This is a genomic window from Salinimicrobium gaetbulicola, from assembly GCF_042676025.1.
Lineage (GTDB): Bacteria > Bacteroidota > Bacteroidia > Flavobacteriales > Flavobacteriaceae > Salinimicrobium > Salinimicrobium gaetbulicola.
On sequence record NZ_JBHTJP010000002.1, the window covers coordinates 130,844 to 156,130 of the forward strand.

The following is a 25,287-nucleotide window of genomic DNA, read 5'->3' on the forward strand; positions in this document are numbered from 1 at the left end:
TTATGAAAACAGCTATTTACTTTTTTGCCATCATATTATTAACAACCAAATCGTTTGCTAATGATATAAATTTACATATCCGCAAAGAGAAAAAATATTATTCTGAAATTATAAAGAGTACAAAAAATCCAATTTTAATCGAGATTCAAAGTAAGGATGTCCAAATTGAAAATATTAGCATTTGTGATAATTCTGAAATTTTTAAAATTAAAAATCTGCGATTTAAAGCAAATAATAAGAAGTTAATGTTTGTCATTTCAAAAGAAAAAGACAAACTCAAAAAAAAACTAACAATTGAAATAAGAGATTTTAAAGGAAATACTTTTTTCTTAACTCTTTTGTTTTATTCTGAAATCTACAATATTGATGAGATTTCTGAAGAACTCAATTTAAATTATGATAGGAGTGAAGATTATCCTATTGCATTGATGTCTCATAGCCATGTTATTGGGAATTATTTAATTTTCAGTACATCCGGAGAACGAATATATGGTTTTCAATTGTTGAACTCTTTTATGACATTTATAGATGCTTTAAAAGAAGGAGAGTATTTTGTTTGTGAGAATAATTTTAATAATAAGCTTTTTTCGCTGTCTATTAAATAACGGTAATTATATCTCGTGAGTTTCTTAGCTTGAAAACATAAATACTTCAAAGTCGGAAATATGGAGCTCAACAGATGTAAAATAATGATCAAGATGAGTACAGATTTATAATTATTGACTATAATTCTGAGAAACAAAAATTATTCGTAGAATATGCAAAATTACCGTGGGTTTCCTATCATGAATAATTATGAGATCATAGAATCATCAGAAATCTTGTAGGAATCTTATTTTGCTCCATTCTTTTCCTCTGCTGTAACGCTCAGGAAAAGGAAGGAGTTGGATTAAAAGGAACAAAGTGGGAGTGTAAAATAGCAGAAGCTTGTATAAATATTTATGAATTCAAAACTGACAGCACTTTTACCTTTTTAAGTTGTGAAATGCAGGATGAGTATTTTGGAAATTATTATTTCGAAGACGGGTTTTTAATGCTTGATGAAAAGGGAGGTATCTATGATAAAGATCTTCCAGATTCTTCTATACACAGGGCGGAAAGGAAATTATACAAAGTGGAAATAAAGGATGATAAATTAGTACATCTTTTTATGAGTGACTGGAATAATGGAAAGTGGGTCAGATCTAATTTTGAATTTAATGAAGCTTATATCTACCGGAAAGTGAATTAACAAGCAAATCAATGAACCTAAAGAGTACTGGGTTATTAATCATGGTTATGATCATGGTTGGTAGCTGTAAAAAAAATAATTCACTTCCTACTGTAAAATTAAATAATCAAGAAATTGAATGTTCTCAAAATACTTGTATTGTTTCAAATTATAATGAACAAGGGGATTTAATAAGTACTGGGAAAGTTAGAAAGGAGAATCGAAAATTTAGGATAAATAAATGGAGATTTATAAAGCCACAATATGACAGTATAGTAGAATACATGGATGTTGACAATAGGTCATATGTTAATCAATTTTGGATAATTAATAGGCATAATGATACTCTCTTTGAAAAGAGCAATTTTTTTGAATATAATTTAAAGGATAGTATAAATGTTGATCAGCCGGCCAGGTTTCAGTTCTATTTAAATTCAAAGTTTTATAACAGCTCAGATGTCGAAGTTATTCTTCCTTATGATACCGATAAATTAAATGATGATTTTTCGAATATAAGCAAGATAAGAACTGATACTTTTCCGAGCTTAGACAATGACGGGATTCCGCATCCTGAAATACCTGAGGAGGTTCCAACTGATAGATTAGTAGACTTTATCTTAACTTATGAAACTCCCGGAAACAAAAAAATACGAGGGGCTTTAATAGAATATTATTATAATGAGGATAGTATTAGGATTGAAAGGAGATTGTATTTTGACAAATCTATTTATGTGAAGCCAATAGAAGAATGGTAAAAAAATGGGAAGCTACGAATTTTGTCAATAACAATAACCTTATTTCTAAAAGCAGCCCCTTAGCCTGTTTTTAAATACCTTTCAAAATCGTAGGTTTTCTTATTGTCAGGGAACAGGCATAGGTGGAGTCGGAGAGTTAAATTATGCCTTTCCCTAAAGGATCCAGTCCTGCAATTATAGTTGCGCATTCCTTCGGTTTGGGATTTTTTAGGCTGGTAGACAAATAGTGGATTCGGAGGCCCCCGCAGCGGATTTTATTTTTACCATTTAGTTTCAGCTTAGCGTATACAGTTGATTTATTTTTTTTACAGCTTAACTGAGATCATTCACGCCTCTTCATCTTTAAATTTTATAATTTCTTTTTCAAGATTTTTGGGTAAATAGGAACATTTAAATGAGATCCCATGCCGGTGTGGGATTTATATAAGATTTGTGTAGAACTCAGTGTAGAACTTAAATTTTGCGTAAAAAAAGAAGCCACTATTTTGGTGTTATCGACCATAAATAGTGGCTTCTTGTGTGTAGCGAGAACGAGACTAACTACCAATTTTTCGCAAAATCTAACTTTCTGCATATCAGTACTTAAAGGTAATGTTTTCTTCACTAAATATGGGGTTTTGTGACAATACTGTGACGTCACATCTTCGATGATCCCAACTATACCGGGGGCTCCCAGGATATTACGGGACATGATGATCCCAAATTATTAGCAAATAATACGTTTTTGGCTTTCCATTACTAAGAGTTTTGGAGCGATAATTTGTCTTTGAATCATTTTTCTAATGACCATTTAAAGAATGAATTAAACAATTCCTTTTTTCAATCTTTAAAAATGTAATCACTTGTATATGAGCTCTTTGTTTTTAAGCCTTAAATTAAGTGTGTGACAATTTTGTGACAGTTTCAGGATGAAAATCATTGAAAGCCCCAATTTTATTGGCTTTACAAGGAGTTGGTAGCGAGTACCATACTTTAGTTCATTCTCAGGTTGATCTTTTCGATTAAACTTTCAATTAGATTTTTTGAAACCTCATATTCATTAATTATTAGGTCAATTACCTTAATCATATTTTTTCTTGCCACTTTTAAATCGGCATGATTACCAGGAATATTATCAAAGCTAGATCTCATAAATTGTATTCCCGAAATTGCTCCATCAATCGCAGTGGGAAGAAATTGCAAACTTTCTAAATGCTCTTGTAGGTTAATTGGATTTTTAGTAATAAAAAAGTGTATAATTATTGCTTGTTCATATGCATAAATCCCTTCTGCAATTGTTCCGGAGTAAATCAATATTTCATTTTCCAGTCTTCTTGCGGAAATATTTATATCCTTAGAAAGCTTTTTTAATGTATTGTTTACTTGAGGGGAGTTTATGGTGTCACCTTTATTTGTATGTTCTACAATTCTTTCGTGGCTTGAAACGATTTTTGCGGTCAAATCATATAGCAATTCCACGGTTCTCTCTGTAGATTCATTTGCATCTCCTATACAGTCCAGTTTAGAATCTAATTCAAAAATGGTTTCATTATCAATATTTTCACCCTGGAAAATTTTGAGAGAATGAGAGTCTTTTGTTTTTGAAGTTAAAAGGTTTTGAAGAAATGGTTTTGCTTTTTGGTTTAAGAGATTTCTTTTTGAAATCTCCAGTTTCCAACTTTTATTGGTTTTTTTTATTTTTTTAATACTCAACTCCTCCCAATATGTCTTATCCTCTTCTGGGATATGACCAACTAAAATGACAGGTAAATCAAAATTTGTCCAATAATTATAATGAACATTGGATAAATAATAGATCAATTTATCTGCAGTTATTCTAAAGTTTCCTTCACCTGATTTTATTTGTAACGCTAAGAATTTTCCCTGAGGACTCCCATTATTTACTTGTTCAACTAAAGCATCTATTCCAACATCTACTATTGGTTGCTCTCTAAAAATCCAATTGAATTCTTTAAGAAAGATTGATTCAGTTGCATTAATTCCTAAACGCTCTTTAGAATTATATCTCATAATCACTATTAGTAAAATGAGTAGGGGGTTTCTGTGCCTAAGATACATATATACCTTTTTATAATAAAATTCTTACAAAAAGGTTTAAAATTTCGCTTTTGGTTGTGAATCTGTATTTACAAATACGGAGTTAAGAAATGTAAAATAATGACTAGAAATTTGACTCTTTTTATGGGGTCATTTGGATCGTTATTTACTCTTTCCAATCATTTATTTTTCACGGAATTTGGAACAAGTAGCGAGCACTTTGCGGGATAATGTAATTGTCTGGATAAGAATGCTTTACATGTGACAATACTGTGACAGTATTTTGCCTAAAAACGACATAAGCCCCTGATTATCAGGGGCTTATGATGAAAAAGTAGCGAGAACGAGATTTGAACTCGTGACCTCCGGGTTATGAATCCGACGCTCTAACCAACTGAGCTACCTCGCCATTTGCCGTCAAACCAGCCTGTGGTTCTCTTTAGCGGGTGCAAATATAAAAACAATTTACCTTGTCGCAAACATTCTTTTCTAAAATATTAATTTTGATTTTTTTTTCTGGTTTGCAATTAATAATTATATTGCCCGAAACTAACAAAAACCGAAGAATGGACGATAAGATAAAGTATGAAATGGAATTTCCAATCCAGGCTTCCCCATCTTTACTATACAACTATATAGCAACTCCTTCGGGCCTAAGCGAATGGTATGCAGATAACGTGAATTCGCGTGGTGAAATGTTTACCTTCATCTGGGAGGGCAGCGAGGAGCAAGCCAAACTGCTTAGTAAAAAGAACGGGGAACGCGTGAAATTTCGCTGGGTGGCCGATGAGGATACCCCTTATTACTTTGAACTTCGCATACAGGTAGACGATATCACCAAGGATGTTTCTATCATGGTGACCGACTTTGCGGAAGAAGACGAAGTGGATGAAGGAAAGATGCTGTGGGAGAACATGATCTCTGATTTAAAACAAGTATTGGGATCTGTTTAAAAATTCCTTTAAGAAATAGTACCTTTGCCCGTTCCTAAACGGGCTTTTTTTATGACTAATTTGAACGGAAATATTGTCGCTAATACAGATGCCAGCCTTTCGGTTTCCAACCGCGGGTATGCTTATGGTGACGCTGTCTTTGAAACCATTCGTGCCATCAACGGAAAGATCATGTTCTGGGAAGATCATTACTTCCGCCTCATGGCTTCCATGAGGATCATGCGAATGGAGATCCCATCGAGCTTCTCTCCCGAATTTGTGGAGCAGGAAATAAAGGACCTGCTGGAAGCGAACGGACTTTCTGATGCTCCGGCAAGGGTTCGTTTTTCCGTTTTCCGTAAGGAAGGTGGTTTCTACAGTCCGCAGACCAATGACGTGGGCTATGTTATCACTGCCGAAGAACTTTCCAGTCCTTTCTACCTGATGAACGAGGATTTCTATGAGGTGGAACTGTTTAAGGACCATTACGTGAACAGCGGCCTGCTTTCTACCGTCAAGACCAATAACAAGGCCGTGAACGTGCTGGGAAGTATCTACGCCAAAGAGAATGATTACTCGAATTGCCTGTTGCTTAACGAGAATAAAAGTGTGATCGAAGCCCTGAACGGGAACTTGTTCCTGGTAAAGGATAAGGTGATCAAAACACCGCCGCTTACAGACGGCTGTTTAAAAGGTATTTTGAGAGGAAAGATCCTGGAGATCGTAAAGAAATTACCGGATTATACTCTTGTAGAGGAGTCAATTTCCCCTTTTGAACTGCAAAAGGCAGATGAGATGTTCATCACGAACGTGATCGTAGGTATTCAACCGATCCATAAATACCGGAAAAAAGAGTTTGGGACAGCGGTGGCAAAAGAGTTGCTCACCAAATTGAACGTGCTGGCGAGATTGAGCTAGTTGTAAGAAGGGTTTTCGGGTGCATTAGACCAGATTACATAATTCCCGCCCAGCTGCATCATTTTATCCTTCCAGAAGGTTCTTGGATGCCTGTTTAATATATCCTTACTCTCTTTATTTTCGGTCACTACCCAGGAATGTGCTTCCAATTCCTCATTGAGCTGCTCGCAATCCCATCCTGAATAGCCCAGGAAGAATTTAATTTCGTTCTCGGTAAGCAGGTCCTCGCTGATGAGGCCTTTCACTATGTCAAAGTTACCGCCCCAGTAAATTCCGCTGGCGATCTCAATGCTGTCAGGGATCAGGTCTGGCACCTTATGAATGAAATAAAGGTTATCTTGTTCTACAGGCCCTCCGTTATATACCCTAAAGTTACCTTTGATATCGGGGATCAGATCTTTCAGAGAAAAATCCAGCACTTTATTAAGGATAAAACCTATCGATCCGTTCTCTGTATGATCTGCAAGCAGAACTACTGATCTATTAAAAGAAAGATCTCCTGTGATAGAAGGCTCTGCAACTAGAAGATGACCTTTGGCAGGTTTGAGTGTAGTCATAATGTATCCTTGAATTTAGCGAATCTTTCTTCTAAAGCTAAAAAATAATTTTTGAGGGGCAAATGACACTTCTCTTTATTTAACAAAAAAACTCTCCCAATTGGGAGAGTTTAATATTTTGTTAGCTTTTAGATAAGAACTAGTTTACAGCTTTCTGTAAATCAGCACCCGCTTTGAACTTCACTACGTTTTTAGCAGCAATCTTGATAGTTTTACCTGTTTGAGGGTTTCTTCCTTCTCTGGCAGCTCTTTTAGATACTGACCATGATCCGAAACCTACTAAAGAAACGCGATCTCCTTTTTTAAGAGATTTCTCTACGTTTTCAAGAAAAGACTCTAAAGCTTTTTTAGCAGCAGCCTTAGAAATTCCGGCGTTCTCAGCCATTGCATCGATTAAATCTGTCTTGTTCATAATTCGAGTTTTTAAATAGTTGTTGGTTAAACTTTTATTAATTTGCTCTTACAAATTTATATGGAAATCTTTGCCATGCAAGTAATAGCAAGGGAAATGCAATATATTGTTAATAACTTCGGTAAATTGTTGATAACCTTGGTTGATTTTTTCGAAGATACGACTTTTTCAGCGTTTATAAGGGTTTAGCGAACTTTTGCGTTCGGGAAAAAATTATATCCGTTCAATAGGTCTTTTACGGCCATTTTTCTTTTTCCGGGAAGCTGTACTTCCTTCAACACCAAATAACCTCCCGGCATCGAAATTTTAACATTTTTGTCCTCCTGAATAATGCTTCCGGTTTCTTCTCTTGTTTCGCTGGGTTCCTTTTCAGTTTCGTAGATCTTCATCATCACCTCGTCATTCCCATTGGTGAGCATGGTCCAGGCAGAAGGGTAGGGACTAAGTCCGCGAATGAAGTTATAGGTGTCATCCATAGGACGGCTCCAGTCAATTCGGGTGTTCTCTTTGGTGAGTTTGTGAGCGCTCTTAAGATCTCCGGCTTCCTTCTGGGAAATGGTCTTTACAGGACCTTCTTCTATGGCCTGCAGGGTCTTTATTACTAACTGGGCTCCCGTAATCATTAACTTGTCATGAAGGCTGCCCGCGTTCTCTGCCGGGTCTATGTGAACTTTCTCCTGGAAGATCATTTCTCCCGTATCTATTTTCTCGTCTATAAAGAAGGTGGAAACCCCGGTTTCGGTCTCGCCGTTCATCACCGCCCAGTTGATTGGTGCTGCCCCTCGATATTGCGGAAGGAGGGAAGCGTGCAGGTTAAAAGTTCCGAATTCCGGCATTTTCCAGACCACCTCGGGTAACATCCTGAAAGCGACCACCACCTGTAGGTTCGCGTTGAGGTCTTTAAGTTCCTTTAGAAAATCTTCAGACTTAAGATTAGTGGGTTGCAGAATGTTTAAGCCTTGCTCTGCGGCATATTTCTTCACCGCCGATTCATTCAGTTTACGACCCCTTCCGGCCGGCCTATCGGGCGCGGTGATCACCCCCACTACGTCATAGCCCGCCTCCACGATGCTCTTCAGCGTGTGTACGGCAAAATCTGGCGTGCCCATGAATACGATTCGTAACTTTCTCATAAGTGCTTTAGTTTATATTTTTTAGTGGCGGTTAACGCCAATGCTTCTTTTTCTACCAGGATTCTGAGTATGTGCAGCACGTGTTCTTCGGGGAATTCCAGTTTTTCTGTGAGCTCCCTCGAAGTTTGTTCGCCCAGTTCCAGCAGCCCGATGATCTTAAAATAGATCTTTTTCATTTCTTCCCGCGTGAGTTTTACTTCGGAAGCCTTACACACCGAACAAATTCCGCAGGGAGAAGTTTCGGTCTCCCCAAAATAGCGCAGTAGCTGTTCACTTTTGCAGTCCTTAGTATTAGCCACATAATCAAGAACGCTGTCTATTTTTTCCTTTTTTGAGCTTAATTGAAGTTTAATATAAGGAATAAGCGGATTGATGGTGGTTTCATCTTCCCGGGGCACCAAAAAGGTAATCCTTGTGTCATGCTGGTCGTGCTCGAATTCAGCGAGGCCTTCCTTTTTTAATTGCTGCAGCAGGCGAACCGCTTCCTGTCGGTTAGTGCCCGCCTTATTAATGATGATCTCCAGGTTTATCTCCACGGGGCTTTCAAAAACCCCTCCGTAGGTGCGCAGGATAGATTTTGTCACCGCCTCGAATTGCGGATTTGCTTCCAGGTAAAAGCCTAATTGCTTTCCGGAAACCATAAATTGTATCCTAGTCTTCTTCTGAAACTGTTCTGAGACATTCAGTACACTGGCTCTGTCCAAAAGTTGTACGGCGTTGTAAGCCTGCAACACGTTCAGTTCATAAAACTGGCAGAACTCGTAAAAGTTCAGATGATGCTCGGTGCCTTCTCCTTCGCCATAAGCGATCCTGAAATAGCTGAGCAGTTTTTTATAGACCAGCTTCACGAATTCCACGGAAGGAAGGGTATTCAAAAACTGGTTTTTTAGCAGGGGAATGTCACTTTGATTGGTGAGGATGACGGCCTTTGCAGGCTTCCTGTCCCGGCCGGCCCTTCCTGCTTCCTGGAAATAACTTTCCAGGCTTTCGGGCAGGTTCATGTGAACCACGCTGCGAACATCTGGCTTGTCAATGCCCATTCCAAAAGCGTTGGTCGCGACCATGACTCGGTCTTTGTTCTGAAGCCAGCTTTGAAGGCGCTGTGATTTCTCTTTTTTCTGAAGTCCGCCGTGAAAAGAGCTCGCTGAAATGCCTTTTTTCCGAAGAAAGTCTGCCAGCTCTATAGTGGCTTTCCTGCTGCGAACATAGATAATCGCCGATTCATCATGTTCCTTTAAAAGTTGCTCCAGGTAATAGTTCTTGTCCTGGGCTTCCTTTACAATATAAGCCAGGTTGTCCCGGTGAAAGGATTTCTGAAGGATCAAAGGTTCCTTTAGTTCCAGTTGCTCTGCCATATCCTTCACCACCTTTTTAGTGGCCGTAGCGGTGAGTCCTATAAAAGGTACTTCAGGCTTCAGGTTTCTTAGCAGCGAAATATTTCGGTAAGCAGGCCTGAAGTCGTGGCCCCATTGTGAGATACAGTGAGCTTCATCAATGGCGATGAGGTTCACAGGCATCTGCTTTATCCGTTCCTGTACCAGTTCCTGTTGCAGGCGCTCGGGAGAGAGGTAAAGGAACTTGTAATTTCCGTAGATGCAATTATCCAGCATGGTATCCACTTCAGAAAAGGAAGTTCCGCCGGTGAGTGCCATGGCTTTAATGCCTTTCGCCTGCAAGGCGTTCACCTGATCTTCCATGAGCGCGATAAGCGGGGAAACCACTATACAGATTCCGGGTTTGGCCAGGGCAGGTATCTGGAAACATAAAGACTTACCACCACCTGTTGGCAGCAGCGCGAGAACATCCTTCTCCAGGAGTACGTTCTCAATGATCTCCTTCTGCAGCGGGCGGAAGGAGGAAAATCCCCAGTATTTTTTTAGTATTTCTTCAGGATCAGACAAGTCGGTCAAGGATAAATGAAACGCGGTCATCTACCGGGCCGCAGGGTACTTCCACCGGGCGATACCCGTGGGAGCTATAGCTTTGAGCCAGGTGATCGTGAATTTCAACCGCCTGCTCATAAGATTCGTATCTCTCGTTATCTGAAGTGTAGATCTCTTTCCAGGGAGGTAAAAGGAAGATCTCGTCATATAAATATTCCTTGCAAACCCTGTTAAAGACCGGAGGATATTCATTTCCGAAGTAGTTCATATAAGCCACCACATCGGGCACACCGCGGTCCAGAAATACGAGGTTGGCCTCAACATTTTCTGCTTCTTTATGTTGATTGATTCGGCCTTCTAGCAACATCTCACTGAAGAGCAAGGGCTCTTTGAGGAATAATTGATCAATTCCCTCTTTCTGGGCCTTCTGAATGATGGCTCTCGAGACTTCATGGAAACAAAAGTATCCGCTTTCTTCCAAAGCCTGGATCACAGAAGTTTTTCCTGTTCCCGGGCCACCCGTAATTACAATTTTTCTGGTCTTCACCCGGCAAATTTCGGGATTTGGATTTGATTTAAAAAATGGAACGATAAATGTATCTTTGTAACCGATTTGAAGAAAGGAAAATTATGAGTTTAGAAAAAGATCCCGAAGAATTCTATAAAAAATTAAAATCCCAGTTACAGGACACCGCCATGTGGCCAACTATCTACCTGTATAAATTCATCGTGCCTACCCAGGACGCGAAGATCAAAGGGGTGGAGGAAATTTTTGACAATATGGGGGCGGTTATAAAAACCAAACAATCCAGGAACGGTAAGTATACCAGTGTTTCGGTGAACGTACGCATGGCCGATCCAGACGCTGTGATCGCTAAATACATAGAAGTAGGTGAGAAAATTGAAGGGGTGATCTCTCTATAGAGACTGTTTAAAAAGGCTTTAAGTTTCAAAATAATTGGAATTGCCTGAAATTCCTGAATATATTTTTATTATTTTGCAGGCGTTATACTTCTGCAGTATATTATCACCCTATATAAATAGCATTTTGACAAACGAATTAGAATACAACTCTGAAAGGAGCAAATTGATCATTCCTGAGTATGGAAGACATATTCAGAAAATGGTGGAATACGCCGTTGAACTGGAGGATGATAAAGAAAGAAACCGCGTGGCCAAGGCCATTATCGCTGTAATGGGTAATATGAACCCGCATCTTAGGGATGTGCCCGATTTTCAGCATAAGCTTTGGGACCAGTTATTTATAATCAGTGACTTCAAACTCGATGTGGAGAGTCCGTTTCCGAAACCTTCAAGAGAGATGCTGGCTGAAAGGCCTGACAGGATGAACTATCCTCAAAACTTTCCGAAGTACAGGTTCTACGGGAACAACATCAAAAGAATGATCGATGAGGCGAACAAATGGGAAGATGGTCCTCAAAAAGAGGGTCTGGTTTTTACCATCGCCAACCACATGAAAAAATCATATCTCAACTGGAACAAAGATACTGTTGACGATAAGGTTATTTTTAATCATTTAAGAGAGCTTAGCGGCGGAAGGATAGATATTAAGCACACTGAGGAAGATCTTAGTGAAGCGTCAGACCTTCTTAGAGGCAACAAGAAATATTCTTCGAATAAAAAGCCTTCCAAAAAAACACACCGCACCAGAAGCCGTAAACGCCATTAAATTTTAGACTACCATGGGAATTTTCCAAATAGAGGGAGGACACGCCCTAAGGGGAGAGATCAATCCTCAGGGAGCCAAAAATGAAGCTCTGCAAATTCTTTGTGCAGTTTTACTTACCCCCGAAAAAGTTACTATCCACAACATTCCGGATATACTAGATGTAAATAAATTGATCCACCTGTTAAAGCAACTGGGTGTAAAAATTGAAAAAATTGGCAAGGGCAGCTACACTTTCCAAAGTGACGAACTGGACCTTGATTACCTGAAAAGCGAAAAATTCAAAGAAGAGGGAAGCGGGCTTCGCGGATCTATCATGATCGTGGGACCACTTTTAGGAAGATTCGGAAAAGGATATATTCCAAGACCGGGAGGTGACAAGATAGGTCGCCGCCGCCTGGACACTCACTTTGAAGGATTCATCAAACTGGGGGCAGACTTTCGTTATAATAAGGAAGAACGTTTCTACGGAGTGGAAGCTCCTAAAGACGGACTTAAAGGAACCTATATGTTGCTGGAGGAAGCTTCGGTAACCGGGACCGCCAATATTGTAATGGCAGCTGTCTTTGCGAAAGGAAAGACGACTATTTACAATGCCGCTTGTGAGCCTTATTTGCAGCAGCTTTGTGAGATGATGAACAGGATGGGGGCGAACATTAAAGGTGTTGGTTCAAACCTTTTGGAAATTGAAGGAGTAGAATCACTTGGGGGATGTACGCATACCGTTTTACCAGATATGATCGAGATAGGATCCTGGATAGGTCTTGCGGCTATGACAAAAAGTGAGATCACTATCAAGAACGTATCCTGGGATCACCTGGGATTGATCCCTACCAACTTTAGAAAACTGGGGATCACCGTGGAAAAGAAGGGAGATGATATCTTCATTCCTGCTCACACCAACGGATACGAGGTGCAAAGCTTTATTGACGGTTCTATCATGAACATCAGCGATGCGCCATGGCCTGGATTCACACCAGACCTGTTAAGTATCATTTTAGTGGTAGCCACCCAGGCTAAAGGAAGTGTGCTTATTCACCAGAAAATGTTCGAAAGCCGACTTTTCTTCGTGGATAAACTGATAGATATGGGAGCCAAGATCATTTTATGTGATCCACACCGCGCGACGGTGATAGGTCATAACTTTGAATCTCAATTGAAGGCGACCACTATGGTTTCTCCTGATATTAGAGCCGGAATCTCCTTGTTGATCGCAGCGCTTTCAGCAAAAGGTACTTCCGTTATCCATAATATTGAACAAATAGACCGCGGATATGAAAATATTGACGAACGTTTAAGAGCTATTGGAGCGAAGATCACCAGGATCGCTTAAGAACTCTAAATTATTATAAAGAAAAAGGCTGCCAATTGGCAGCCTTTTTTATTGGGAAGAGATGCTTAGTGTGTCTGCATCTCCGCTTTTCGTTTTTTAAGTTGTTTTTCAATATCCTTTACGCATTCTGCAGCCGCAGCTTCAAAACTGGCCTCGTTAGAGGAGGCGTGGATCTTTGGTCCCGGAAGACTGAGTTCTATCGCGCAAACTTTTCCATTTCCGTTGGTAGATTTCTCTTCTTTAAAGAATACATCAGCCGAAATGATCCAGTCAAATTTATTCTCCAGTTTATCCAGCTTTCTCTGAACCAGCTGCTCGGCAGAGATTTTTGATTCTGCATGTACAAATTGAATGTTCGTCTTCATAGTCGTCTTTACTTTTCTAATTTTTAATAAACCTGAATATACCAAAATAGGGAGAGACAGGTTTGGGTTTTATCATAAAAATAACGTTCACCCGGCTGTTAGTTCTCGGGTTCCCTGGAAGTAATATGGGTGAACTTTAATTTCCCGTCGGGTTGCATGTGATAGCTGTAAATAGATTTACCTTCAATGTGGCCGTCATCGTAAATTCCCAGAACCCATTCTTCGGTAAGGACCTTCACTTTTCTGAACGCCATCTTTCCGCCTACTTTCGGTTTCAAAGGAATGAGTTCGGGTTTCTTTTTAAGGGCTTCAATTATAAACGCTTCCGGATCTTCGATCGAATCGAATTTCTTTCCGTAGTACACGTTATAATCACCAGCCATGTCCCCTTTTTCAATGAGGGCCTGGAGGGAATCTGAAGTCTTTTTATATAAGGCTAGCTCCCGGGAAAGGGAATCCAGTTCCATTTCGGTTTCTGCCATCTCCCGCTCGTTGTCTTTACAACTTGAAAAAACTAAAGTGGTTAGAATAAGTAGCAGGGCGATCTTTGAAATAGGTCTATTCATCATAAATGTTCTCATATGGGTTTTTTTTGGTTACAAAAAATTCGCCGGTCACATATCTGAAATGACGATCCAGCTTATCGATGTCCTCCATATCCTGGGAGTCAAGGTTGATCTTCTCACTTTCAAGATTCCCGATGATGTGACCCTTAGAAGTGGATTTCGGGATTACAGCGGTACCGCGCTCTACAGACCATTTTATGAGGATCTGTCCCGGGGAGGCGCTGTGTTTCTCCGCGATCTTTTTGATCACGGGCTCTTCCAGTAATGAGGGTTCGTTTTTGGCTTTCATTTCCTGGTTCCTGTCGCCACTTCCCAGCGGGGAATAAGCGGTAAGGTGAATGTTGTTCTTTTTTGAAAATTCCAGAAGGCTGTCTTGTTGCAGGAACGGGTGTAGCTCCACCTGGTTCATTTCAGGATTGTCATTGGTTCTGGACATCAGGTCTTCCAGCTTTTTTATGCTGAAGTTTGATACCCCGATGTGCTTAACAAGCCCTTGTTCTTTGGCCTCGATCATGGCATTCCAGGTTTCGATGATTGGTACTTCCTCCAAAGAAAGGTAATCCTCATCCTTTTCTGGGAAGCTTACGCCATTTTTAAAGGCGACCGGCCAATGCATAAGGTAAAGGTCCAGGTAATCCAGTTGAAGGTCTTTCAGGGTTTGTTTCAAGGCAGGAATCACCTCTTCCTTTCTGTGAGAGTCATTCCAAAGTTTTGAGGTAACCCAAACGTCTTCTCTTTTGATCTTCCCTTCAGAGAAGACTTCAGTAAAGGCATTTCCGATCTCACCTTCGTTATTGTAAGCAGCTGCGCAGTCAATATGGCGATAACCCTCACGAAGCGCGATCTTCACCGCCTCTTCTACCTTTCCTGGTTCAGATTTCCAGGTTCCCAGCCCTATGGCCGGCATCTCATCGTTATTTCGGAATTTTAATGTTTTCATTGGATATAGATATTTTAACTCAAAATAAGCAGGATCTCACGGAGAGGAAAGGAATTAAAGGCTTTTAGCAGAAATTTAATAGTTATCTGCGGGGGTGATATTGCTCCATGACATTTTTCAGGTGAGACCGGTCCATATGAACATAGATCTCGGTTGTGGTGATGCTTTCATGACCCAACATCTGCTGAATGGCGCGAAGGTCAGCTCCATTCTCAAGTAAATGGGTCGCGAAAGAATGTCTGAATGTGTGCGGACTTATCTTTTTATGCAGTCCCGAATCATCTGAAAGCCTGCGAATGATCGTAAAGATCATGGCTCGGGTAAGTTGTTTCCCTCTGCGGTTTAAAAACAAGGTGTCTTCATGCCCTTTTTGAATATCCTGGTGCGAACGGATGTGTTCCCGGTAAAGGTTAATGTATTTCTGAGTTGCATCGGATATTGGTACAAAGCGTTGTTTATCTCCTTTCCCGGTCACTTTTATGAAGCCTTCTTTAAAGAACAGGTCAGATAATCTTAGGTTAATGACTTCAGAAACGCGTAGGCCGCATCCATATAGAGTCTCTAAAATGGCTCGATTCCGTTCCCCTTCAGGCTTGCTGAGGTCGATCGCTGCTATGAGTTGGTCAATTTCATCTATAGAAAGAGTGTCGGGTAACTTCCTTCCGATCTTTGGGGATTCGATTAATTCCAGCGGATTTTGCTTACGGTAATCTTCAAAGACCAGAAAATTAAAGAATCCTTTAAGACCCGAAATGATCCTGCTTTGTGATCGGGCATTCACCTGTTTCGCGATGGTGTAGATGAATTGTTGTACTTCCTCTTCAGAAATCGTTAGTGGAGATACATTTATTTCATTTTCAATAAGGTAGGAGATTAGTTTCTCGACATCGAAGCTGTAATTGGTGATGGTATTTTGAGAAAGACCACGTTCGATCTTGAGATATTCCCGGTAATCTTTAAGCGCATTTTCCCATTTCATAGGCTAAATATACTGCGGAATTTGTAGGAATACTTAATATTTATTTAGTATCGGCTTAGATTTTCTTAACAGTATGGCTTTTACATTTGCCCCTGAATTAAAAAACTTAACCATTATGAAAAAGTCAATTTTGTTTATCGCAGCCTTTGTTTTATCTACCACCTTCGCTGCTGCACAGGAGTACGTTTACTTCGGAATTAAAGGAGGAGTGAACTTCTCAACATTTTCAGGTGACGGATTCTCAGATTTCAATGATGAAAACGCCCGCACCGCCTATCATTTAGGATTATTAGCCGAAGTGCCTGTATCTGATCGTTTTTCCATTCAACCTGAAGTTCTGTACTCTGCTCAGGGTTTTGATATTGTGAGACGTGAGGATAACAGGGATATAGAACACCAGTTAGATTATATCAATGTGCCGGTGCTGGCGAAGTTCTATTTAACTGATGGTTTTAGCCTCGAAGCAGGTCCGCAGGTAGGTTTCGTAGTTAGTGAAAAGATCAGTGATGGAGAAAACGATATTGCTTTCTTTGAAGATGATCGCACAGAAATTGAACTGGGTCTTGGCCTGGGAGCTTCCTATAAGTTCAATAACATATTCATTTATGGAAGGTACAATGCCGGCCTTACAGACATCTATGAAAGGGAAGAGATAGATGCCAAAAACTCAGTTATTCAGGCAGGACTGGGACTAATGTTCTAAGAAGTTATTTATCTAAACATGAAAAGAGCGGAACTTAAGTTTCGCTCTTTTTTTTTGGCAAGGTCTTAATAGGATTTATCCCATTTTAATTCTGATAAATGTCATAGTTCATAACTACCTGTAAAAGAAATATTTAGCTAATTTTAGATCAGTAATCAATAATTAATGTAATGATGAAAAAATTACTATTAGTGGGGATTCTTGCAATTTTTGGTTTGAATCCCTTTTATGGACAGAATAACTTCAATGTCGGAATACAAGGAGGAATTCCATTAGGAGATATTGAAGATTTTTCGAGCTTTGAGCTAGGGGTAGACCTGGCCTACAGATTTACTTTTGTTGAGATCGTGGAGGTTGGACCTTTAATTGGTTACTCACATTTCTTCGGAAAAGATGACTTTGACGACTTAAGTTACCTTCCAATTGCAGCGTCAGGCAGACTGGGGCTTCCACAATCATTTTTTGCTGGCTTTGATCTTGGTTATGCCATTGCCCTTGAAGATAATGTAGATGGAGGATTATATTACAGGCCCCAGGTGGGTTATCAGTTTCCCACTTTCGGTATTGTACTTTCGTATGCCGGTATTGCTTCAGATGGTTTTGATGTTGGAGCACTTACTTTTGGAGTGGAATTTAAATGGTAGAACTATAAATCATGACGGAAGTAATATGCTTCCGTCATTTTTTTGCCCGAATTTTTTACATTTACTTCATGAAACTACTTATAATTAACGGGCCCAACCTTAATTTGCTGGGGAAACGGGAGCCGGGTATTTACGGCAATACAGATTTTCAATCCTATTTTATAAGGCTAAAGGAAAAATTTCCTGAAACCGAATTGGATTATTTCCAGTCAAATATTGAAGGAGAACTGATCGATAAATTGCAACAGGCCGATGGGAGTTTTGACGGGGTCATTCTGAATGCTGCGGCATATACTCATACTTCCGTAGGGATCGGGGATGCCGTGAAAGCAATATCCGTGCCGGTGGTTGAGGTTCATATTTCAAATGTCGCTTCCCGAGAGGAGTTCAGGCATACGTCTTTTATTTCCCCAAATGCCAGGGGAGTTATCTTCGGGTTTGGTTTAGAGGGTTATGATCTGGCGGTACGTAGTTTTTTATCCTGATACTGTCATGTTTTTCTTGTTTATCGATTAAATTCAGGCTTTTACCTTTTTTCATTACCTGAAATGTGATTTTTTGCCTCTTTTTATTACTTTCCCTAATAAGTGTTAAAAAAAATCTTTCATTATGAGAAGCTTATTGGTTTGCTGGATCTTATTCACAGGAGTGAGTTTAACTGAAGTTTCTGCCCAGGCCGAGTTCAGGGTTGGATTTCAGGCAGGTTTGCCGGTAGGACATATTGAGACCTCCTCTAATTTAAAGGCGGGCATGGAAGTAGCCTATTTATATAGTGTTGTGGATATTTTGGAGGTTGGACCTATGCTGGGCTATTCCCATTATTTTATTAAGGAAGGCATTGACCTGCCCTATTATAAATCTTCGGAAACCCAGGATATACAATTGGTGCCGGTAACAATCTCTGGGCGTGCTTATTTTGGAGGGAATTTTTACCTGGGGGCCGCCGGTGGCTATGCCTTTAGCCTGGTAGACTGGACAAACGGAGGAATATATTACCGCCCGAAACTGGGTGTGATCTTCAATGGCTTAGGGATCAATGCTTCTTATGAAGGCATCAACATGGATGAGGGAACTATCTCTTCCGCTAATATTGGGATAGAATTTAACCTGTAATCCTGTAATTTTCAGCTCCGTTCTTCTGTATTTCCCGTATTTTATCGATAAAAAGGACCTTTTTATCCAAGTTTTTAAGGATTTATGATTATTCAATGAATTTATTCGTTAGATTCGATACTATTAACAAAACTTAAACACATTATTATGAAAAAATTAATTTTTATTGGGTTATTGTTTTTTAGCGTTTCTGCATTGCAGGCACAGGAAATGGGATTTGGAATTAAAGGCGGTGTGAACTTTGCCTCTTTGAACGGAGATGATGCTGATGGCTGGGATGGGAGAACAAGTTTTCATCTAGGTCTTTTGGCAGAATTCGGACTGTCTGAAAAATTTGCCATTCAACCCGAAATATTGTATTCCGCGCAGGGAGCAGAAGAAGAGGATTTGACCTTGAAACTTGATTATTTAACAATCCCTGTAATGGCAAAATATTATGCTACAGATGCCTTTTCTATTGAGGCAGGACCATATATAGGTTTTAATACTAAGGCTGAGTTCGATATGGATGGTGATACAATGGATGTAAAAGATGAAACTGAATCAACTGATTTTGGTATTGGATTAGGACTTGGTTATGAATTACCAATGGGTGTTTTCTTCCAGGCTCGATACGCTATGGGATTAAGCGACATCGCTTCAGATGGCGATATTAAAAACAGTGTTTTTCAACTTTCAGTAGGTTATAAATTGTTCTAAAAAATAATTGACTTATAAATTAAGCGGGGGAGTGATCTTCCGCTTTTTTAATGTTTAATAATTCCCATTCAACATTGTATAAATAAAATAGAATTATATGTCCTTTTTACGGAAACCCGTAATAAAATAATAAGATATTTTAACTAATATTGTTGAATACTAACAAATTTTAAGCATTTTATTATGAAAAAATTATTACTTGTCGCTTTTCTTTTCTGTGGTTATGCCAATGCTCAAACAGTAGAGTTTGGGGCGAAGGCAGGTGTGAATTTCGCGTCTGTAGGCGGGGATGATACTGAGGGATATGATGGAAGAACCGGTTTTCATTTAGGTTTAGTAGCTGAATTTCCACTAACAGAGAATTTTGCTTTTCAACCTGAGGTCCTATACTCTTCTCAGGGTGCGAAGGCCGAAGAATCTGACTCCTATATGGGTTTCACCTATTCTTCAAAAGCTACACTGAAACTGGATTACATAAATGTTCCGCTAATGGCAAAATATACTGTTACACCTGGGTTCAGTATTCAGGCTGGTCCCCAGTTAGGCTTTTTAATAAATTCTGAAGGAGATTACGAAATCACTATGGATGGTGAGACAGAATCAGGTACTGAAGATCTTAAGGATGATACCAAAGGTTTTGATTTTGCTGTGGCTGCCGGTTTAGGTTATCAGTTGGATATGGGAATATTTTTTAATGCCCGTTATAATATAGGCTTATCTAATATTTGGGATGTTGAAGGCGAAGAAGATTATAGTCAACAAAATAATGTACTCCAGCTTTCTGTAGGGTATATGTTTTAAGTAATTAATAAATGTAAAAAAACGGAAGAGAGATCTTCCGTTTTTTTTTGATCAATATATATCATGAAAAGATTGATTTTTAGTGCATTACTGATATTTTCTTTATCTGGTGTTCAGGCACAGGAAAGCAAATTTGGAGTAAAAGGGGGGCTTAACTTTGCAAACCTTGTTGGGGACGATTACGGTGCCGATATCAGGACCAGTATCCATTTTGGTATACTGGCCGAAATTGCAATCACAAAAAAATTCTCCATTCAACCTGAAATTTTATATTCTGGCCAGGGGACGAAAAGTGAAGATTTAACCTGGAAACTGGATTATTTAACCCTTCCCATTATGGTGAAATTTTTAGTAGCTGAAGGTTTTTCACTGGAAGCGGGACCATACGCGGCGTATAATTTAATTTCTGAGTGGAAATGGGAAGATGGTAGTATGGATTATAAAGATGATACTTCATTAATAGATATGGGTGCAGGTATTGGGTTAGAATATGAACTGCCAACAGGAGTTTTCTTCCAGGCACGGTATAATGTAGGAATGCTGACCATTTGGAATATTAATTATACGATGTATGGTTTCGAGAATGCTCCGGATATGGAACAACCTCAGACAAAGAATGTTGGTTTGCAACTTTCTATTGGATATAAATTTTAAAAATTTAAAGCTATAGTACAAAGCGGAGGAGAGATCTTCCGCTTTTTTATTGAACCTGCAAAATAAAAGATTTTAAAGTCTTTTTTTAGGTAAAATGTGCTCAATTATCAAATAATATGGTTTAAATTTGGATAACATTAACAATATTTAAGTTTTATTATGAAAAAATTACTACTTATAATTTTTCTGATATTTGGGTATTCCCATGCTCAGACCTCGAATTTGGTGCCAAAGCAGGTGTGAATTTCGCTACTGTCGATGGAGAAGATACCGGTAACATAGATGGAAAAACAGGTTTTCATTTAGGATTGGTAGCAGAAATCCCAATCTCAAATAGCTTTGCTTTTCAACCGGAGATTCTCTATTCCTCTCAGGGCGCAAAAAGTAAAGTATCTGATACCTATATGAATGTAAATTTTTCTACTAAGGAGGATCTAACATTCGATTATATTAATATCCCATTATTAGCTAAATATGCCATTACACCAGGATTAAGCCTTCATGCAGGGCCACAAGTCGGTTTTTTAGTAAATGCTAAAGATGAATATGAGTATGTTATAAATGGTGAAAAAGAATCGGGGACTGAAGATATGAAGGATGAAATCAAAAACTTTGATTTTGCAATAGCTGCAGGATTGAGTTATAAATTAGAGATGGGAATATTTTTTAACGCTCGCTATAATGCAGGCTTGTCTAATATAATTGATGACGATGGAAGTAGTGAAGATTATAACATACATAATAATGTATTTCAGCTATCCGTCGGCTTCATGTTTTAGATAATTAATACTTTAAATAAAAAGCGGAGGAGAGATCTTCCGCTTTTTTAATTTCAGAAAATTATCTTTACAAAAAGATAGTTATGAAAAAGGCTTTTTTGAACTGGAGTAGTGGGAAAGACGCGGTCTATGCATTATATCTCTTACAGGAGAAAAATGAGGTTTCCGTGGAAAAACTGGTTACTTCGATGAATTCTGAAACAAACAGGATCTCCATGCATGGTCTCAGAAAAGAGTTGTTGGTCAAACAGGCAGAAAGCCTGGGGTTGCCGTTACATATTATATCCCTGCCCGGGAATGTCTCCATGTCGGTTTACAATGAAGTGATGCAAAAAGAAACTGATCTGTTAAAGTCAGAAGGATTCACTCACAGTGTTTTTGGAGATATCTTCCTGGAAGATCTGCGCGAATACCGGGAGCAGCAACTTCAAAAAGCAGGTTTGCAGGCCGTTTTTCCGCTCTGGAAAAAGGATACTTCAGAATACATGCAGGAGTTTTTGAAAGCCGGCTTCAAAGCGATCACAGTAAGCGTCAATGCAAAAATGCTTGATGCGTCTTTCTGCGGAAGGATCATCGATGAAGCTTTCTTGTGCGACCTTCCTGAAAATGTGGATCCGGCAGGAGAAAATGGCGAATTCCATACGTTTGTCTTTGATGGCCCCAATTTCAGTTTTCCCATAGGCTTCCGAAGAGGTGAGATCGTAGAAAAAGTATATGAGTCCATCGGAAACAAAAAAGAGGATTGCTTCACCGATGACCAGAAAAGCTGGGATACCCGCTTTTGTTACTGTGATCTTCTCCCCACAGGCGCCCCTTCTTAACATAAATTTATTCCTCATTACCAGACCACACTTTTAAAATCTAAGGGGAATCCCGTAACTTTAGAAGATGGAGAAGAAAGAGACTATGAGGAAAGGATTCGTGTTCCGGAAGTTCGAAGAGGAGGAAAAGTCGCCTTTTGATAAGCTTTTTGAGATCTTCAAGGAGTTGATCACCCATACTTCGGGCGATTTTGACGAAGCCATTGACTGGCTGCGACAACTGGATAAAGAATATAAACTTACCGATGAAAATTACAGTATAGACGATTTTATTGAAGACCTCAAGCGAAAGGGTTACATCCGCGAGGAATTCGACCCCGATGGTAAAGGGGGCATGGCCATTACAGAAAAAACTGAAAGGGCTATTCGCCAACAGGCCCTAAACCAGATCTTCGGGAAGTTGCGAAAAAGCAGGTCTGGAAATCACTCCACAAAGCACCAGGGGCTGGGAGATGAGCACACGGGAGAATTCAGAAATTACAATTATGGGGACTCTCTTGACAAGATCTCGATGACCGAATCCCTGCGGAACGCCCAGATACACCATGGCGCCGATGATTTCAGGATGACCGAGGACGACCTGGTAGTAGAGGAGACCCATCATAAAAGTCAGATGAGTACGGTGCTGATGATCGACATTAGTCACAGTATGATCCTCTACGGAGAAGACCGTATTACCCCGGCGAAAAAGGTGGCTATGGCCTTGGCGGAATTGATCACTACACGGTACCCGAAAGACACATTAGACATCCTGGTTTTTGGGAATGATGCCTGGGCTATATCAATTGGCGATTTGCCATACCTGAGAGTTGGTCCTTACCACACCAATACGGTCGCTGGTCTGCAGCTGGCCATGGACCTGTTGAGAAGAAAGAGGAATACCAACAAGCAGATCTTTATGATCACCGATGGAAAACCCAGCTGCATCAGGCAGCGGGACGGCACTTATTACAAAAATAGCGTAGGGCTGGATCCCTTCATAGTAGAGCAGTGTTACAATGCCGCTCGCCAGGCCCGTAAATTGCATATTCCCATTACCACTTTTATGATCGCTAAAGATCCTTACCTGGAACGCTTTGTTCGGGAATTCACCCAGGCCAATCAGGGGAAAGCATTTTTTACAGGCTTAAAAGGACTGGGAGAAATGATCTTTGAAGATTACGAGACCAACAGAAAAAAACGGATCAAGGGATAAGCTCTCTAAAATAGGATTTTTGAACAGGATAAATAACGAAAGAATGGAGAAAGAAAATTTAAAAACCTTTGGAGACCTTAAGAAATCAGGATACCAAAGCCGATCTATAAAAGAAGAATTGAGGCAGAACCTGCTGGAAAAGATACGGAAAGACGAGCCGGCTTTTACAGGGATTCATGGTTATGAACACACCGTGATCCCTGAACTTGAACGGGCGATCCTGTCCAAACACAATATAAACCTGTTAGGCCTTAGAGGTCAGGCGAAGACCAGGCTCGCCAGGATGATGGTGAATTTGCTGGACGAATGGATGCCGATCGTGGAAGGCTCTGAGATCAATGACGATCCTTTCCATCCTATTTCACGCTACGCGAAGGAATTGATCAGGGAAAAAGGTGATGCAACTCCCATTTCCTGGGTACACAGAAATGATCGGTTCTATGAAAAACTGGCTACACCAGATGTTACCGTGGCTGATATTATTGGGGATGTGGATCCCATCAAAGCTGCTAATTTGAAATTGAGTTATGCTGATGACCGGGTAATTCACTTCGGAATGATTCCACGGGCGAACCGAAGTATTTTTGTCATTAATGAACTGCCCGATCTGCAGGCGCGAATTCAGGTGGCACTTTTCAATATCCTTCAGGAAGGGGATATACAGATCCGCGGATTCAAATTGAGATTGCCGCTTGATATGCAATTCGTGTTCACAGCCAACCCTGAAGATTATACTAATCGCGGAAGCATAGTAACTCCGTTGAAGGACAGGATAGGGTCGCAGATCCTCACGCATTATCCCATGAACCTGGAGACCGCGAAAAAGATCACGAAGCAGGAGGCTAAACTGGATGAATCCCAGTTAAAGATGGTATACGTTCCTGAGCTTGCAAAAGACCTTTTAGAACAGATAAGTTTCGAAGCCAGGGATAATGAGTTCATAGATGTACGAAGCGGGATCAGTGCCCGCTTAAGTATTTCGGCTTATGAAAACCTGTTGAGTACCGCCGAACGTCGCGCTCTTAAAAACAAAGAGGAGCAGACCTTGTTAAGATTCGGGGATTTCCTGGGAGTGATCCCGTCTATAACCGGAAAGGTAGAACTGGTCTATGAAGGCGAGCAGGAGGGAAGCGCTGTGGTTGCCGAACAGCTAATTGGAGAGGCTGTAAAAACGCTTTTTCCAAGAATGTTTCCGAAGATAGAGAAACTCAGAAAGGAAGATGAAAAAGATCCTTATAGTGAGATCGTGGAATGGTTCTTTTCTGAAAGCGGATTCGAACTATTGGATGAAACTTCAGATGAAGAATATAAAAAAGCCCTGGATTCAATTCCTGCCCTTGACAAACTCATCGATAAATACCAGCCAGAAACTGCCGAAAAGGACAGATATTTTCTGAAGGAATTCATTTTATGGGGGTTGGTAGAATATCAAAAACTGAACAAACACCGCTTTGCCGAAGGAGTACAGTTCAAGGATATGTATGGCAGCTATATCAGCGGGCTGTAAAGGTTGAAGTGTAAGTTGGAAGACTCAAAAGCTTCAAGACTCATCATTTTAGACGTCACCCTGAATTTATTTCAGGGTCTTCATTGTTTGATTTGGCGTTTTGGAGAGATGCTGAAACAAGTTCAGCATGACGTAGAGGAAAGTTTTAAATTACGACTTAGTATTTCAAGCGTCACCCTGAATTTATTTCAGGGTCTTCTTATTTGAATAACCTATACAACTAGCAATGAAAAAAAGCTATACGTATATTCTTTCCAATAAATCTAGAAACATGCTATACATAGGCGTGACTGCTGATCTCTTTTCAAGAATTGCCCAACATAAAAACGGGGTAGGATCTATTTTCACAAGAAAATATGGATTACACAGCTTATTACACTTTGAAGAATTTACTGCGATCGATCAAGCTATAGCAAGGGAAAAACAATTAAAGAACTGGCATAAGGAATGGAAATGGAATCTGATAAAATCAAATAACCCTGAACTTAAAGACCTTTTTGATGAGCTATTAAGGTGATAAATAAACAGAATCAGATTCATTACTTAAAGATGCTGAAACAAGTTCAGCATGACGGTGGGAAGACTCAAAGGCGTCACCCTGAATTTATTTCAGGGTCTTCATTGTTTGATTCGGCGTTTTGGAGAGATGCTGAAACAAGTTCAG

Annotated in this window: 30 protein-coding genes and 1 tRNA gene; 20 read left to right on the top strand and 11 right to left on the bottom strand. The window is 39.8% G+C overall.

The window, feature by feature from the left end; translation table 11 throughout:
- Positions 1–2 precede the first annotated feature (2 nt).
- From ACFQ1G_RS00590 to ACFQ1G_RS00600, 3 genes are all read left to right on the top strand, one after another.
- Complete coding sequence (locus tag ACFQ1G_RS00590; RefSeq protein ID WP_380736287.1) at positions 3–605, top strand: hypothetical protein; 603 nt, start codon at positions 3–5, stop codon at positions 603–605.
- A gap of 380 nt (positions 606–985) precedes the next feature.
- Positions 986–1,231 (top strand): hypothetical protein, encoded by a 246-nt coding sequence (locus ACFQ1G_RS00595; protein WP_380736288.1) that lies wholly within the window; start codon positions 986–988, stop codon positions 1,229–1,231.
- A gap of 11 nt (positions 1,232–1,242) precedes the next feature.
- Positions 1,243–1,965, top strand: a complete 723-nt coding sequence (locus ACFQ1G_RS00600; RefSeq protein ID WP_380736289.1) for a hypothetical protein — start codon at positions 1,243–1,245, stop codon at positions 1,963–1,965.
- A gap of 972 nt (positions 1,966–2,937) precedes the next feature.
- Here ACFQ1G_RS00600 and ACFQ1G_RS00605 read toward each other — a convergent pair.
- Both ACFQ1G_RS00605 and ACFQ1G_RS00610 read right to left on the bottom strand, forming a co-directional pair.
- Positions 2,938–3,975: a DUF4365 domain-containing protein gene (locus ACFQ1G_RS00605; protein WP_380736290.1), complete on the bottom strand. Its 1,038-nt coding sequence runs from the start codon at positions 3,973–3,975 to the stop codon at positions 2,938–2,940.
- A 362-nt stretch (positions 3,976–4,337) separates the two neighbouring features.
- Positions 4,338–4,411 (bottom strand) — tRNA-Met (locus ACFQ1G_RS00610).
- 157 nt (positions 4,412–4,568) lie between these two features.
- Here ACFQ1G_RS00610 and ACFQ1G_RS00615 point away from each other — a divergent pair.
- A complete protein-coding gene (locus tag ACFQ1G_RS00615; protein WP_380736291.1) occupies positions 4,569–4,955 on the top strand; it encodes an START-like domain-containing protein in 387 nt (128 codons plus the stop codon).
- Between the two features lie 51 nt (positions 4,956–5,006).
- Positions 5,007–5,852, top strand: coding sequence for an aminotransferase class IV (locus ACFQ1G_RS00620; RefSeq protein ID WP_380736292.1), 846 nt, complete (start codon positions 5,007–5,009; stop codon positions 5,850–5,852).
- Here ACFQ1G_RS00620 and ACFQ1G_RS00625 read toward each other — a convergent pair.
- The 5 genes from ACFQ1G_RS00625 to ACFQ1G_RS00645 all read right to left on the bottom strand — a co-directional run bounded on the left by ACFQ1G_RS00625 (position 5,849) and on the right by ACFQ1G_RS00645 (position 10,384).
- Positions 5,849–6,409 (bottom strand): YqgE/AlgH family protein, encoded by a 561-nt coding sequence (locus tag ACFQ1G_RS00625; RefSeq protein WP_380736293.1) that lies wholly within the window; start codon positions 6,407–6,409, stop codon positions 5,849–5,851. The two genes, ACFQ1G_RS00620 and ACFQ1G_RS00625, sit on opposite strands and share 4 nt — an antisense overlap.
- A gap of 139 nt (positions 6,410–6,548) precedes the next feature.
- On the bottom strand, positions 6,549–6,863 hold the full coding sequence (locus tag ACFQ1G_RS00630; protein ID WP_380736372.1) for an HU family DNA-binding protein: 315 nt from the start codon (positions 6,861–6,863) through the stop codon (positions 6,549–6,551).
- Between the two features lie 143 nt (positions 6,864–7,006).
- Positions 7,007–7,954, bottom strand: a complete 948-nt coding sequence (gene fmt / locus ACFQ1G_RS00635) for a methionyl-tRNA formyltransferase (RefSeq protein ID WP_380736294.1) — start codon at positions 7,952–7,954, stop codon at positions 7,007–7,009.
- Positions 7,951–9,864, bottom strand: a complete 1,914-nt coding sequence (locus ACFQ1G_RS00640) for a RecQ family ATP-dependent DNA helicase (RefSeq protein WP_380736295.1) — start codon at positions 9,862–9,864, stop codon at positions 7,951–7,953. Before ACFQ1G_RS00640 ends, fmt begins: the two co-directional genes overlap by 4 nt.
- The gene (locus tag ACFQ1G_RS00645; RefSeq protein ID WP_380736296.1) at positions 9,848–10,384 is read right to left on the bottom strand and encodes an AAA family ATPase; all 537 of its coding nucleotides are present in this window, start codon (positions 10,382–10,384) and stop codon (positions 9,848–9,850) included. Before ACFQ1G_RS00645 ends, ACFQ1G_RS00640 begins: the two co-directional genes overlap by 17 nt.
- An 83-nt stretch (positions 10,385–10,467) precedes the next feature.
- On the opposite strand from ACFQ1G_RS00645, the gene ACFQ1G_RS00650 reads away from it, so the two are divergent.
- The 3 genes from ACFQ1G_RS00650 (at position 10,468) to murA (ending at position 12,857) form a co-directional block, all read left to right on the top strand.
- The gene (locus ACFQ1G_RS00650; RefSeq protein ID WP_380736297.1) at positions 10,468–10,761 is read left to right on the top strand and encodes a DUF493 family protein; all 294 of its coding nucleotides are present in this window, start codon (positions 10,468–10,470) and stop codon (positions 10,759–10,761) included.
- Between the two features lie 124 nt (positions 10,762–10,885).
- The gene (locus tag ACFQ1G_RS00655; protein ID WP_380736298.1) at positions 10,886–11,527 is read left to right on the top strand and encodes a DUF4290 domain-containing protein; all 642 of its coding nucleotides are present in this window, start codon (positions 10,886–10,888) and stop codon (positions 11,525–11,527) included.
- A 13-nt stretch (positions 11,528–11,540) separates the two neighbouring features.
- Positions 11,541–12,857, top strand: coding sequence for a UDP-N-acetylglucosamine 1-carboxyvinyltransferase (murA, locus tag ACFQ1G_RS00660; protein WP_380736299.1), 1,317 nt, complete (start codon positions 11,541–11,543; stop codon positions 12,855–12,857).
- A gap of 65 nt (positions 12,858–12,922) precedes the next feature.
- Here the strand turns inward: murA and ACFQ1G_RS00665 are convergent, their stop codons facing one another.
- The 4 genes from ACFQ1G_RS00665 to xerD all read right to left on the bottom strand — a co-directional run bounded on the left by ACFQ1G_RS00665 (position 12,923) and on the right by xerD (position 15,707).
- Positions 12,923–13,222: an HPF/RaiA family ribosome-associated protein gene (locus ACFQ1G_RS00665; RefSeq protein ID WP_380736300.1), complete on the bottom strand. Its 300-nt coding sequence runs from the start codon at positions 13,220–13,222 to the stop codon at positions 12,923–12,925.
- A 98-nt stretch (positions 13,223–13,320) separates the two neighbouring features.
- Positions 13,321–13,803, bottom strand: coding sequence for a hypothetical protein (locus ACFQ1G_RS00670; RefSeq protein ID WP_380736301.1), 483 nt, complete (start codon positions 13,801–13,803; stop codon positions 13,321–13,323).
- Positions 13,781–14,728: an aldo/keto reductase gene (locus ACFQ1G_RS00675; RefSeq protein ID WP_380736302.1), complete on the bottom strand. Its 948-nt coding sequence runs from the start codon at positions 14,726–14,728 to the stop codon at positions 13,781–13,783. Before ACFQ1G_RS00675 ends, ACFQ1G_RS00670 begins: the two co-directional genes overlap by 23 nt.
- Positions 14,729–14,810: 82 nt before the next feature.
- Positions 14,811–15,707, bottom strand: coding sequence for a site-specific tyrosine recombinase XerD (gene xerD / locus ACFQ1G_RS00680; protein WP_380736303.1), 897 nt, complete (start codon positions 15,705–15,707; stop codon positions 14,811–14,813).
- A 115-nt stretch (positions 15,708–15,822) separates the two neighbouring features.
- Here xerD and ACFQ1G_RS00685 point away from each other — a divergent pair, with 115 nt between their 5' ends.
- From ACFQ1G_RS00685 to ACFQ1G_RS00740, 12 genes are all read left to right on the top strand, one after another.
- Positions 15,823–16,410: a porin family protein gene (locus ACFQ1G_RS00685; RefSeq protein WP_380736304.1), complete on the top strand. Its 588-nt coding sequence runs from the start codon at positions 15,823–15,825 to the stop codon at positions 16,408–16,410.
- Positions 16,411–16,583: 173 nt separating this feature from the next.
- On the top strand, positions 16,584–17,054 hold the full coding sequence (locus tag ACFQ1G_RS00690) for a hypothetical protein (RefSeq protein WP_380736305.1): 471 nt from the start codon (positions 16,584–16,586) through the stop codon (positions 17,052–17,054).
- A gap of 68 nt (positions 17,055–17,122) precedes the next feature.
- Entirely contained in the window at positions 17,123–17,539 is a 417-nt protein-coding gene (aroQ, locus tag ACFQ1G_RS00695; RefSeq protein WP_380736306.1) for a type II 3-dehydroquinate dehydratase, read from the top strand.
- A 124-nt stretch (positions 17,540–17,663) separates the two neighbouring features.
- The gene (locus ACFQ1G_RS00700) at positions 17,664–18,167 is read left to right on the top strand and encodes a hypothetical protein (protein WP_380736307.1); all 504 of its coding nucleotides are present in this window, start codon (positions 17,664–17,666) and stop codon (positions 18,165–18,167) included.
- Between the two features lie 147 nt (positions 18,168–18,314).
- Positions 18,315–18,866 (top strand): porin family protein, encoded by a 552-nt coding sequence (locus ACFQ1G_RS00705; protein ID WP_380736308.1) that lies wholly within the window; start codon positions 18,315–18,317, stop codon positions 18,864–18,866.
- A 183-nt stretch (positions 18,867–19,049) separates the two neighbouring features.
- Complete coding sequence (locus ACFQ1G_RS00710) at positions 19,050–19,667, top strand: porin family protein (protein ID WP_380736309.1); 618 nt, start codon at positions 19,050–19,052, stop codon at positions 19,665–19,667.
- Between the two features lie 63 nt (positions 19,668–19,730).
- A complete protein-coding gene (locus tag ACFQ1G_RS00715; RefSeq protein WP_380736310.1) occupies positions 19,731–20,321 on the top strand; it encodes a porin family protein in 591 nt (196 codons plus the stop codon).
- Positions 20,322–20,512: 191 nt separating this feature from the next.
- Positions 20,513–21,100, top strand: a complete 588-nt coding sequence (locus ACFQ1G_RS00720) for a porin family protein (RefSeq protein WP_380736373.1) — start codon at positions 20,513–20,515, stop codon at positions 21,098–21,100.
- 83 nt (positions 21,101–21,183) lie between these two features.
- Positions 21,184–21,921: a Dph6-related ATP pyrophosphatase gene (locus ACFQ1G_RS00725; RefSeq protein ID WP_380736311.1), complete on the top strand. Its 738-nt coding sequence runs from the start codon at positions 21,184–21,186 to the stop codon at positions 21,919–21,921.
- Positions 21,922–21,988: 67 nt separating this feature from the next.
- Positions 21,989–23,116 (top strand): vWA domain-containing protein, encoded by a 1,128-nt coding sequence (locus ACFQ1G_RS00730; RefSeq protein WP_380736312.1) that lies wholly within the window; start codon positions 21,989–21,991, stop codon positions 23,114–23,116.
- A 43-nt stretch (positions 23,117–23,159) separates the two neighbouring features.
- On the top strand, positions 23,160–24,623 hold the full coding sequence (locus ACFQ1G_RS00735; RefSeq protein WP_380736313.1) for a magnesium chelatase: 1,464 nt from the start codon (positions 23,160–23,162) through the stop codon (positions 24,621–24,623).
- A gap of 226 nt (positions 24,624–24,849) precedes the next feature.
- Positions 24,850–25,140 (top strand): GIY-YIG nuclease family protein, encoded by a 291-nt coding sequence (locus ACFQ1G_RS00740; protein WP_380736314.1) that lies wholly within the window; start codon positions 24,850–24,852, stop codon positions 25,138–25,140.
- Positions 25,141–25,287 lie beyond the last annotated feature (147 nt).

Coding starts and splice junctions, on each gene's coding strand:
- ACFQ1G_RS00700 (WP_380736307.1), top strand. CDS start 17,664: ATGAGAAGCTTATTGGTTTGCTGGATCTTATTCACAGGAGTGAGTTTA.
- xerD (WP_380736303.1), bottom strand. CDS start 15,707: ATGAAATGGGAAAATGCGCTTAAAGATTACCGGGAATATCTCAAGATC.
- ACFQ1G_RS00650 (WP_380736297.1), top strand. CDS start 10,468: ATGAGTTTAGAAAAAGATCCCGAAGAATTCTATAAAAAATTAAAATCC.
- ACFQ1G_RS00730 (WP_380736312.1), top strand. CDS start 21,989: ATGGAGAAGAAAGAGACTATGAGGAAAGGATTCGTGTTCCGGAAGTTC.
- ACFQ1G_RS00615 (WP_380736291.1), top strand. CDS start 4,569: ATGGACGATAAGATAAAGTATGAAATGGAATTTCCAATCCAGGCTTCC.
- ACFQ1G_RS00620 (WP_380736292.1), top strand. CDS start 5,007: ATGACTAATTTGAACGGAAATATTGTCGCTAATACAGATGCCAGCCTT.
- ACFQ1G_RS00675 (WP_380736302.1), bottom strand. CDS start 14,728: ATGAAAACATTAAAATTCCGAAATAACGATGAGATGCCGGCCATAGGG.
- fmt (WP_380736294.1), bottom strand. CDS start 7,954: ATGAGAAAGTTACGAATCGTATTCATGGGCACGCCAGATTTTGCCGTA.
- ACFQ1G_RS00710 (WP_380736309.1), top strand. CDS start 19,050: ATGAAAAAATTATTACTTGTCGCTTTTCTTTTCTGTGGTTATGCCAAT.
- ACFQ1G_RS00685 (WP_380736304.1), top strand. CDS start 15,823: ATGAAAAAGTCAATTTTGTTTATCGCAGCCTTTGTTTTATCTACCACC.
- ACFQ1G_RS00625 (WP_380736293.1), bottom strand. CDS start 6,409: ATGACTACACTCAAACCTGCCAAAGGTCATCTTCTAGTTGCAGAGCCT.
- ACFQ1G_RS00665 (WP_380736300.1), bottom strand. CDS start 13,222: ATGAAGACGAACATTCAATTTGTACATGCAGAATCAAAAATCTCTGCC.
- ACFQ1G_RS00595 (WP_380736288.1), top strand. CDS start 986: ATGCAGGATGAGTATTTTGGAAATTATTATTTCGAAGACGGGTTTTTA.
- ACFQ1G_RS00735 (WP_380736313.1), top strand. CDS start 23,160: ATGGAGAAAGAAAATTTAAAAACCTTTGGAGACCTTAAGAAATCAGGA.
- aroQ (WP_380736306.1), top strand. CDS start 17,123: ATGAAACTACTTATAATTAACGGGCCCAACCTTAATTTGCTGGGGAAA.
- ACFQ1G_RS00670 (WP_380736301.1), bottom strand. CDS start 13,803: ATGAGAACATTTATGATGAATAGACCTATTTCAAAGATCGCCCTGCTA.
- ACFQ1G_RS00705 (WP_380736308.1), top strand. CDS start 18,315: ATGAAAAAATTAATTTTTATTGGGTTATTGTTTTTTAGCGTTTCTGCA.
- ACFQ1G_RS00590 (WP_380736287.1), top strand. CDS start 3: ATGAAAACAGCTATTTACTTTTTTGCCATCATATTATTAACAACCAAA.
- ACFQ1G_RS00740 (WP_380736314.1), top strand. CDS start 24,850: ATGAAAAAAAGCTATACGTATATTCTTTCCAATAAATCTAGAAACATG.
- murA (WP_380736299.1), top strand. CDS start 11,541: ATGGGAATTTTCCAAATAGAGGGAGGACACGCCCTAAGGGGAGAGATC.
- ACFQ1G_RS00725 (WP_380736311.1), top strand. CDS start 21,184: ATGAAAAAGGCTTTTTTGAACTGGAGTAGTGGGAAAGACGCGGTCTAT.
- ACFQ1G_RS00715 (WP_380736310.1), top strand. CDS start 19,731: ATGAAAAGATTGATTTTTAGTGCATTACTGATATTTTCTTTATCTGGT.
- ACFQ1G_RS00600 (WP_380736289.1), top strand. CDS start 1,243: ATGAACCTAAAGAGTACTGGGTTATTAATCATGGTTATGATCATGGTT.
- ACFQ1G_RS00605 (WP_380736290.1), bottom strand. CDS start 3,975: ATGAGATATAATTCTAAAGAGCGTTTAGGAATTAATGCAACTGAATCA.
- ACFQ1G_RS00690 (WP_380736305.1), top strand. CDS start 16,584: ATGAAAAAATTACTATTAGTGGGGATTCTTGCAATTTTTGGTTTGAAT.